At 33.9% G+C, this 9123-nt stretch carries 6 protein-coding genes; 4 read left to right on the top strand and 2 right to left on the bottom strand.

The genetic code is table 11. The features are described from left to right. Nucleotides 1-280: IS5 family transposase (locus OZD64_RS02440; protein WP_044471353.1), on the bottom strand; the 280-nt coding region annotated here is incomplete at its 3' end. Between the two features lie 20 nt (nt 281-300). After that, on the bottom strand, nt 301-1164 hold the full coding sequence (locus OZD64_RS02435; RefSeq protein WP_274999234.1) for a lipase family protein: 864 nt from the start codon (nt 1162-1164) through the stop codon (nt 301-303). A 588-nt stretch (nt 1165-1752) separates the two neighbouring features. Between OZD64_RS02435 and OZD64_RS02430 the strand changes: the two genes are divergently transcribed. The 4 genes from OZD64_RS02430 to OZD64_RS02415 all read left to right on the top strand — a co-directional run bounded on the left by OZD64_RS02430 (nt 1753) and on the right by OZD64_RS02415 (nt 9110). Beyond that, a complete protein-coding gene (locus tag OZD64_RS02430; RefSeq protein ID WP_274999233.1) occupies nt 1753-7017 on the top strand; it encodes an OTU domain-containing protein in 5265 nt (1754 codons plus the stop codon). 39 nt (nt 7018-7056) lie between these two features. Next, nucleotides 7057-7212 (top strand): hypothetical protein, encoded by a 156-nt coding sequence (locus tag OZD64_RS02425; protein WP_274999232.1) that lies wholly within the window; start codon nt 7057-7059, stop codon nt 7210-7212. A gap of 135 nt (nt 7213-7347) precedes the next feature. Next, nucleotides 7348-7629 carry a hypothetical protein gene (locus OZD64_RS02420; protein ID WP_274999231.1) on the top strand — a complete coding sequence of 94 codons (282 nt, stop codon included), beginning with the start codon at nt 7348-7350 and terminating at the stop codon, nt 7627-7629. Between the two features lie 152 nt (nt 7630-7781). After that, nucleotides 7782-9110: an IS4-like element ISWen1 family transposase gene (locus OZD64_RS02415; RefSeq protein WP_274999201.1), complete on the top strand. Its 1329-nt coding sequence runs from the start codon at nt 7782-7784 to the stop codon at nt 9108-9110. Nucleotides 9111-9123 lie beyond the last annotated feature (13 nt).

Here is a 9123-nt window from a genome sequence, read left to right as displayed (position 1 = left end):
TTTTTCTTCTACTATATTTTGTAATTTCATAATTCATTTTCTCAAAAATTCCCTGCTTCTTCCATTGCCTGAACTGCTCATACACAGTCTTCCATAGCGGAAAATCATTTGGTAAATACCGCCATTGACACCCTGTACGCAATACATAGAAAATTGCTTCTAATATTTCTCTTTTGCTATACTTTGGCGGCCTTCCTCCTTTCTTGTATGATACTCTGAAGTGTTTTTCTATTCTTGCCCATTCCCTTTCGCTTAGATCTGTTGGATACTTTTTTCTCATCTTTACCCCGTACTAAAATTTCAGATATTATAGCCTTTTACTTGTTTCCGGACAACCTCTTTGGCTTCTTCTGTTTTATCAAGACATAAAGCAGCTATAGTAGCAAGAGCACCTCCCATGCTATGACCTGTAACATTAATTTTTAAACTTTTGATTCCTTCTAATCCTTTATCATTAGCATGCCCTTGTAATATCTTGTGTACGCTGGGCCAAGAGCGTTTGAATAAAGAGTAGAAACCAGAGTGGATATAATTATCTCCAGATAAAAATGATAACTTAGTCAAAGATGTACGAAGATCTTCCTTCAAATCATTCAAATCGCGAGTACCATGATAAGCTATAGTTACTTCCTTGTCTTTAATAAAAACATAACCAACATCTCGATTGTATGAATTGCTACCCGTCAAAGCATAGCCGACATTGTGTTGTTCTAATTTATAATCACTATCTGAGCAATATTTATCTTGAATGAGTTCATTGTCATAAAATTTTATTATTTGATAACCTGCTTCTTCAAACTGCCTTTTAGTTTCATATTCATCTTTCTTTAATTTCCTGTCCCCATCACCATAGGCAATTTTACTGAGAGTACACATTTCTAGTAATTTTTCTTTATCAAATTCTGCAATTTGTCCTGTTATCAGATCGGCAAGGTCAGAAGCATCATTTAACTCACTATTCTCAGAACGCTCTATATTCTTCCATATTTTAATTAAACTAGAAATGTCTTGATTCAAAAGCGCGTCGAGATCATGTTCATCTCGAGCTTCTAATTCACTCTTAATTGGTCCGAGCTTTTCAATTAAGACCTCTTTTATTAAAGTATTGCTAATATTTACAAAATCATCGCTAATAGAATTTTGATTATCAATAACACCTGGCATATTTCTTACTTACTACAAGCTTAATTAACTTAGTATACCACTATGCAATTATTTAGTCAAATAAGTTATCAATTTAATAAGATTAACCATAAATCTTTTCGTCTTCAACGGTACAAGCAATATTTGTTCAGGAGCGTTTCTGGGAGGAATATTACAGTAACTAGCGTTAACAGCAATTCAATTATTTACTTTCTTCACAAAACACAAAAAAAGTACGTATATTTGTGAGAGTTTTTTACGTAAAAGGGGTGTTTCAAAAACAAAAACGTAAAATTATTACAACAAAGCTAAGCGAATTAGTTCGTATATAAATGTGGCAAAATAGGCTAAAATAGCTAGTTTTAGGGTATAGTAAAATCATTATAAGTAAAAGTTCGCACAGAACAAGCGGTAGACTAAGCGATTCCAAAACAAACGCTTCTCACGCTGGTTGGTTTTAATTAGGTAAAAATGATTTTATTGTTAATTTAATAATAAAGAATATAAAAATATACGCCAATCAAATAATAATTCTTTTCGTAAAGAATACTTGCTTTAATGATGTTCTTGAGTATTATGAGGTGAGTTTGGAATAGTGCAGGGTATTTTATGCAAAAAGTGGTATTGGCTGAGAGTTTTTCGGGAAGTAGTTTGGGTGATGAGGATGATTATGATTCCTGTGATGAATCTGAAGATTTTGATGAAGGTGTTGGTTATACAAATGAAGAGGGTTTCAATTCCGATGATGCTCAGCAAGAAGGTGTACCAGAATCAGCAGAATTAAAGAACTTTCGAAGGGAGTTATGTGCTCAATATGATAAAGGTAAGCCTGATGGACAACAACCAATTGTTCTCACATCATTCGTAAAAAGTACTAAAAATTCTAATCTTAAAGACAAGGGGGTAACTTGCTCAATTGCTCGAGCAAAAGCTCTTGAAACAAAAGGTGATGGCAATTGTTTTTTTCACGCTGCATTTGGTGAAGAAGTCCATGGATGTTATAGAGCCAACAAAGCTCAAGAAATGCGTGAAGAGTGGAGTAAATTCTTAAGTAAGTTTGAATCATTCCAAGACCCAAATATGCCAAAAGCTCTGAGAGGATACCTTTGTGGTGTTTTTTACGCATTTAAGGGTGCAAATGAAGGAATAAAAGCAATGGAAGATTTGGGTTTACAAGAAGAAATAACGGATCATGGTGAAAATTCACTCCTAGCTGATAGTGCATTTTATAAGTCTTATTTACGAAAAATAGAAGAGCAAAATTACCATGTTTTCATGCAAGAAGTCAGTCTTTTAGCGTCTTTGGCAAACACTGAGATCCACATATACATGAAGGCAGAAGACCGATTATGCAAGCAAGTATTTGAGCCTAATTCTGAAATGGTTAAAGGTTATGTACCGAATCAGAGGTTGTGGGGTGAAAGTACGAAAGTTGTGATATTGTGTCAAGACAACCATTATTCACGTTTTCATAGTGAGACTTTAGAGTTATTACAACATGACATAGTAACACCCGAAGGAGGAAGGGAATTTTCACTTAAAAGGATTGACAATACCCTACAAGAAAACGAACAAGGAGGTACGTCTCATTCAAAGAGCTCAGGTAAGGAAAGTACTCCACCAATCGGGCAGAGCAGTGTGTCTCCCAAGAAGAATTTTACAGGTAGAGAAAATCGTGGACTGGATGTAAGTCGTGGAGAACAAGTATCTCCTAAAGTCAGTGATGTCAAAGATCCTATGAAACAGAGGTTGTATTTTGACGAAAGTGGATCTGCAAATTTAGGTTCAGATAACAATAGTGATGTGGTTGAATCGTTACCAGAGTCTAGCTGGACATCGCAAAGTGTTGAAAGTGCCTTAAGCTTAAAAAAATTAGATGCGCGAGTTCTTCTCAAGAATGCTTCAAGAATTTTTTTTCTAGATGAAAAGGAAGAAATAGAGCTTTCGAGATTTTTCAAAAGAAATGGGTGTACCCGTTTTGAATCTGGCACTGCCGCGTCAGAATTTTTGAACCTTAAGATGGATTTTTCAGGAGAACAGCGTAAGGTGGTTTTGCGTCTTTTCTTTTTTGCTGAATTTTGGGATGATTCTCTTGTTGATAAGGTACTTGCCTTTCGTAATCTTCTGTGGAGTAAAATTTGCGATGCTGAAGTTGAAAGTGATATATTTGAAAGGTATATTGATCACGTGGCAAATTTTGCTGTATCTACCGTCGACGCTAGTTCCTTAGAAAGGATTTTGGGCAGAGCTAGAGTATTTGGTCAAAGAGTAGTACTCAACTTAATTGCTAAAATTTGCGAAGGGATTTTTAGTGTTTATGGCAGCTATAACAGGGGCGAATTTATGAATTCCAGAGAGGTTGTTGATTATCTAAGTGTTCTTGACGACCTTTGCGGAAAAGATAGAAAAAACAGGGCTGCTGATATTCAATTAAGTAATTATGCAAATTATGAAGAACTTTGTTCGCTGCTGGGAGAAAGGCCATCTAATATTCGTTTTATGATCAGTTCTTTCAAAAAGAAAGTAAACACGAAGAAAGCAGAAAATAAAGCTTTTAGTGATTTTATTAAACATTTATCAAGACAAGAATGGAAAGAATTAGAAAAGTTCTCAGTTGATGCAAAAAAAGGATTTCTTAAAGAATGTAATTATTACCTTATTACCCTTGTTATTGATGAGATTATTGTTGATGAGATTACTGTTGGTGAGATTACTGCTGACGATGAGGAGCGCTTAGCATTCATATTAAGTATGGCTAAAGAGCACTTGGGTAAAACAGAAAGGGAGAAGATGTTAAAAAGGGCTTGTGAATACATTATGATTCAGTGTAATAGATTTATTGAAGGTATCGCTTTTAACAGCACAAAAATTTTTTCCTTGTTGCATGAAAATCTTAGTGATATTGAATCTGAGTTTGTGAGTGCAACAATTTTAAAAATGTGCGTTATTGAGAATCGTACTAGTGATCGCCAATCTTGTGAGAATGTATTGCCTGTAGATGTTGGTTCAGGAGAAGGGGGTGTAAGTGATGATTCATTTGGCGAGAGCATAAAAAATTTTTTGGAACAGTATAGATTCGATAGGCTAAGTATCATCAGTGAGATAGAAAAAAAAGGCGATCGCTTTGAAATAACAAAACTACAATTAAAAAGAATATCTGCCAGAAGCCAAGGTAATCATGTTATACCCGTTTCCACCTTCTTCAGATGTATTGAAAAATTTTTTATTGGTAAAGATTTCTTTGAGGCTGTTAAGGATTTGTCTTTTGTTCTTTCGAAGATAAAGAAAAAAAGATTCAGGTATTACAGTAGTATAGAAAAGTCATTTGAAGAATTAAGAAAATCTCATTTGGGTACAACAAAATTACAGCAGTCCATACAAAGTAAGTTAACGCTCGAAGAAATGGAAAAATTATCCAAAGAGTTTGAAATATCGCAAAAATCGAGATTAAAGGCTTTCTTAAGCAACGAATTAATACCTTTTGTTTTTTTTGCGTGGGATGAAAGATTAACATCGGTGTATTATCAGCATAGAACATTACGTGAGCTTTGTGTTGAAGGGCAAACGGTAAGGTCAGTTAATAGACTCTTCGGAGAACTGTTAAAAGAAGATATCACCAGTTTGGATCATTTTAAGCGAAGGATAGAAGAAATTCGAGGTAAGTTTTTTAATGCTATAGATCTCCCTTTGCATGTAAAGTTAGGTTTTTCAGGTGAAGAAAGTGGTAGAACAAATTTGTCAAAATATTTGATGCGACGCTTTAAAATTATAACACAATATCTCGGTGACATGATAGAGTATGAACTCGCTAAAAAGATAAGGATAGAGGAGTATTCTGCTCTTGATCCTAGTAATAAAAAAGTAGAGATTCTTAAGGAGATATTAAAACTTAATAAACAGAGTGATGGTAAAAAGTATCAAGAGAAATGCAGAAAAATTGAAGATAGTTGTGAACGTGAAGATATACTAAAATATTTTAACGAATTTAAAATTAAACGAGAATTTAACTGCATAATCAATGAATTTAAAAAAGTTAACGAGTGTTCTGGACAATATTTAGAAATAGTAGAAAAGTTTTTTCAAGATAAAGAAATAGGAGATGATTTTGGCATGCTAAAAAATCAGCTTACTTATGTGCTGAAGATACTGAGCTTGCTGCAAGATTCTGGAAATGGGGATTTTTCTACTATAGGGGATTGTATTGATGAAATGGCAAAAGATGATCTGGCATATATTATATACGACGCTCGTAAACTATTTCAGGCTTGGGTTTATATCATGGAATTAGCACAAGGTCATAGTTATCAGAAAATATCAAATTATGCAGGTTACCTCAATAATTTTTTTAGTAAGAAGAGTTTTGTGCTGGCATTAATAGAGCATCAGAAAAAGGAGAATAATAGTGGTTTGGTAAAGAGATTAGAAGAATTAAGCAAGGATGTCTCAGAAGGTGAGGATGATGAGTTGGAGCTTAGCTTTGATTATGATGTTCAATCTGCTAATGTTATACCTCCTTTAGATAGCTTTAGCGGTGATACTGCTCGTAATAATAGTGATATTAATCAGGCTGATTATAGTGTGATCTTTGGTAATATTAGTGAGAATATTAAAAATCATACTGTGATCTATAATCTTCTTGAAAAGAATTTGAAGGAGGGTTGTAGTATTTTTGATAAGATTTTTTTGGATGTTGCAGTTAAGCATATTGCCGGTAAGAAGTGTCAGGTCTTTGTTGTTCAAGATAAAGATGAATTTCTTCAAATCATCAAAACGAATGAAAGCAAGAATGTGAAAGATGAAAAGGGATTTGAACGAATTAATATAGCCATATTAAAAAATACGAAAGGTGGGAAACTGGGACGGCCTATTTTTGGAAAATTTATCACATATGAAAGTGGTAATTTAAAGCATTTGGAAGAAATAAAGTGTGGACCACATGTTGTTACTCTTGGATATGGATCTAGTGATAATTTTAGTCAAGTTAATACATTGACTAGTGACCTTTCATCGATAAATGCCATGTTACATTACATTGGATGGCGTCTTTCTCCAATACTTGATCATTCTTCAATTCTTGGTTGTGATGTATATGAATATCCACCAGAAATCAAGACAGAGGTGCCTTCCAGTAATGAACATAATAAATTTCCTTCCTATATAGGAGAGTATTATAATGGGGTAATAGGTCAAGTTTTAAGAGGACAAGTTAAACCAAATACCGCTGTTTTTGAATGTGATGCACTGCTTAAAAAGCCATTAGTATGTTTATATGTTGAACATCTTATACAGGAGGGAAGTCATAACAGGAGAAGAGTCCAAAAATTATTTCTAAATACACCTGATTACGTGGATCATTGGGAAAAAATGAAGAAAATAAGTGGTTACGATTGGTATCTCAAAAATCAAATTGATGGTGAAAATAAGAGTAGTAGTTCTAATAATGTGCAACTTTCCTATGTTAAATATGAACCATTTAGTTCTGAACTTAGTTCAAGTTCCCAAGATATCAGTTATTATGAAAAGGTTGCTAAGGGTGCATGGGAGGACTTCAGCGATGAGGTTTGCGTTAAAACTGAGCTACTTGATCCAAAGGAGATTACTCAAAAAGTAGGAAATAATCAACTTCAGGAACAACAGGAACTTATGCAAGGAAGAAGTTCAGAAGAAGGAGAATTGCCTATCAATTCAAGAAGTCATTCCACATATACTCCTGGGAAGTGTAATTATATGTTACAGCAAAGTAGCAGTAGTAGTGGTATTGAAGAAAGAATGGAATTAGATGTTGGTGACAATAAAGGTATTGGAAAAAAAACACAAGTTAGTGATGCAGTAGTGGCTGAAGTACGAAAGGACCACCAAGAAAGAATTTTATAATTTAACAATCTTGGGCAAAGTGTTCCAATTGTAGGGGAGATGTTAGATGAATCTCAAGGACAGCGGGACCGTATTTGTCGAAACAATTTCGATGGAAAAGACTCACTAACTCCAATGAGCTCTGATGATGAAGACGGCAGCGATAGTCCATTAAGAGGAAGTTCTTGTAACAGGATTGTTGGTGGCCAACGTTAGGAAAATGCAGGAGCAAACGTTGATCTTCAAGCTCAGAATGATGATTGTCTTAATAGAGAAGTGTGTGCTTCTTCTGCTAGTGATGTATATTATTATAAGAGTCTGCATAACTTTTTACTTAATTATCGAATAGATTTGGATAGAAGTGAAGTGCCTCACGTGGTAATGCCTTCTGAAGAGGAATTATTTTCTGAAGGTAGCACATCAACAAGTGATCAATCAGAATCCTTATCAGATCCTCAAGGTAGTAAATCAAAGGGTGATTCAAATTCCCAAGAGTGGACATCATCTATTTCAAGCGGCTTTAGTGATGAAAATATACAAAAACCACTAGAACATGATGGTTCTGAACAAAGTGACAGTGTTGGCAGTGATAAGTCCTATAGACCTACTGCGAAACGGTATGGAACTAATTGAAGGATGAGTTAGGTCAACAGGAGCATCAATTAAAACTCATGTTTGGGGAGTGTTAAACAAACCATACGCGTCAAGTTAAGGAAATAAAGGTATGAAAGAGATAGAATAATAAGGTATAAGTTCTCCCAGAAATACTTTTAGTGAGAGAACCAATGAATAAAATAACTAGCTTATCAAAAAAGCTCAAAGAATTTTTTAATGAAAAAGCAGACAAAATCTCAATTACAACAAGGTTTATAAAAAGAAAGAGAAAGCTAAAAGGTTCATCGTTCGTAAAAGCCATGGTCTTGGGTAATATAGGGGTTGATAATTGTAGCGTAGAAACAATGTGTCAATTACTAAACGAGGACTCGATAGATATAACAAAACAAGGTTTGGATTTTAGATTTACTGAAGAAGCAGTGGAATTTATGAAAAGGATGTATAATGAATCTGTGCTTCTCTTCAAAAATATCTTGCAAGTTGATTGCAAAATCTTACAGCAATTTAATAGTGTTAAATTATTGGACAGTAGCTATATTACTCTACCTAACAGTATGGAAGAGATGTATAAAGGTTATGGTACTAGCTACAGTGGCTATGAAAGCAATACTAAGTCTGGAATAAAGTTACAATTAGTTTTCGACTACATGAATCAGATAATAGACCAACTTAATTTAACGGAGGGAGTAAGATCAGACCAGGGATATAGGAAACATTTAAGTAATATATTAAGCAATGATTTGCTAATATCTGATCTCGGTTATTTTGTGCCAAGTTCTTTTAAACAAATCAATGAAATAGGAGCTTATTTCATAAGTCGTTATAAATCCGATACCAACATATATGATGTAGAAACAAATCAAAAAATGGAGTTATTAGAATGTTTAGAGGATAAGTTATTTTTAGAAAACGAGGTATTGTTAGGAAAAGAAGCAAAAATTAGAGTAAGAATTATATGTCAGAAACTAACTGAAGAACAGTCTATGGCCAGAAGAAGGAAAGCTAATAGATTAGCAAGATCGCAGGGATATACATCCTCTAAAAGAAATCAAAAATTGTTGAACTGGTCAATATTTATAACTAATGTTCCAGAAAATAAAATTAGTGCTGAGCAAGTATTAACGATTTACAGAGTAAGGTGGCAAATTGAGTTATTATTTAAATTGTATAAAAGCCATATCAGACTTGATAAGCTAAAAGGAAAGCCATGCAGAGTATTATGTGAACTATATGCTAAATTGTGCGCAATTCTTATATTTCACGGCATAGTTGGTTGCACAGAAGTGAAAAAGAATACAGAACTTAGCTTAACAAAGGCATTTATTGAGCTAAAAAAGCGGGTTATAGAGTTATTTTTAGCACTAAAGAATAAAGTTAATAGTTTGAAAGTTTTTCTTAAAAAGCTTACCATAACTTGGTCTCGATTTTCATTAAAAGACAAGTACAGAAAAACTAGAGTATCTACCTTAACTTCCCTGAATTTACTTACAATCTCTTAACTTGACGCGTATG

The sequence above is a fragment of the Wolbachia endosymbiont of Drosophila tristis genome (genome assembly GCF_028981745.1).
GTDB classification, from domain to species: Bacteria; Pseudomonadota; Alphaproteobacteria; order Rickettsiales; family Anaplasmataceae; genus Wolbachia; species Wolbachia pipientis.
This window is presented reverse-complemented; position numbering and strand designations above follow the sequence as displayed.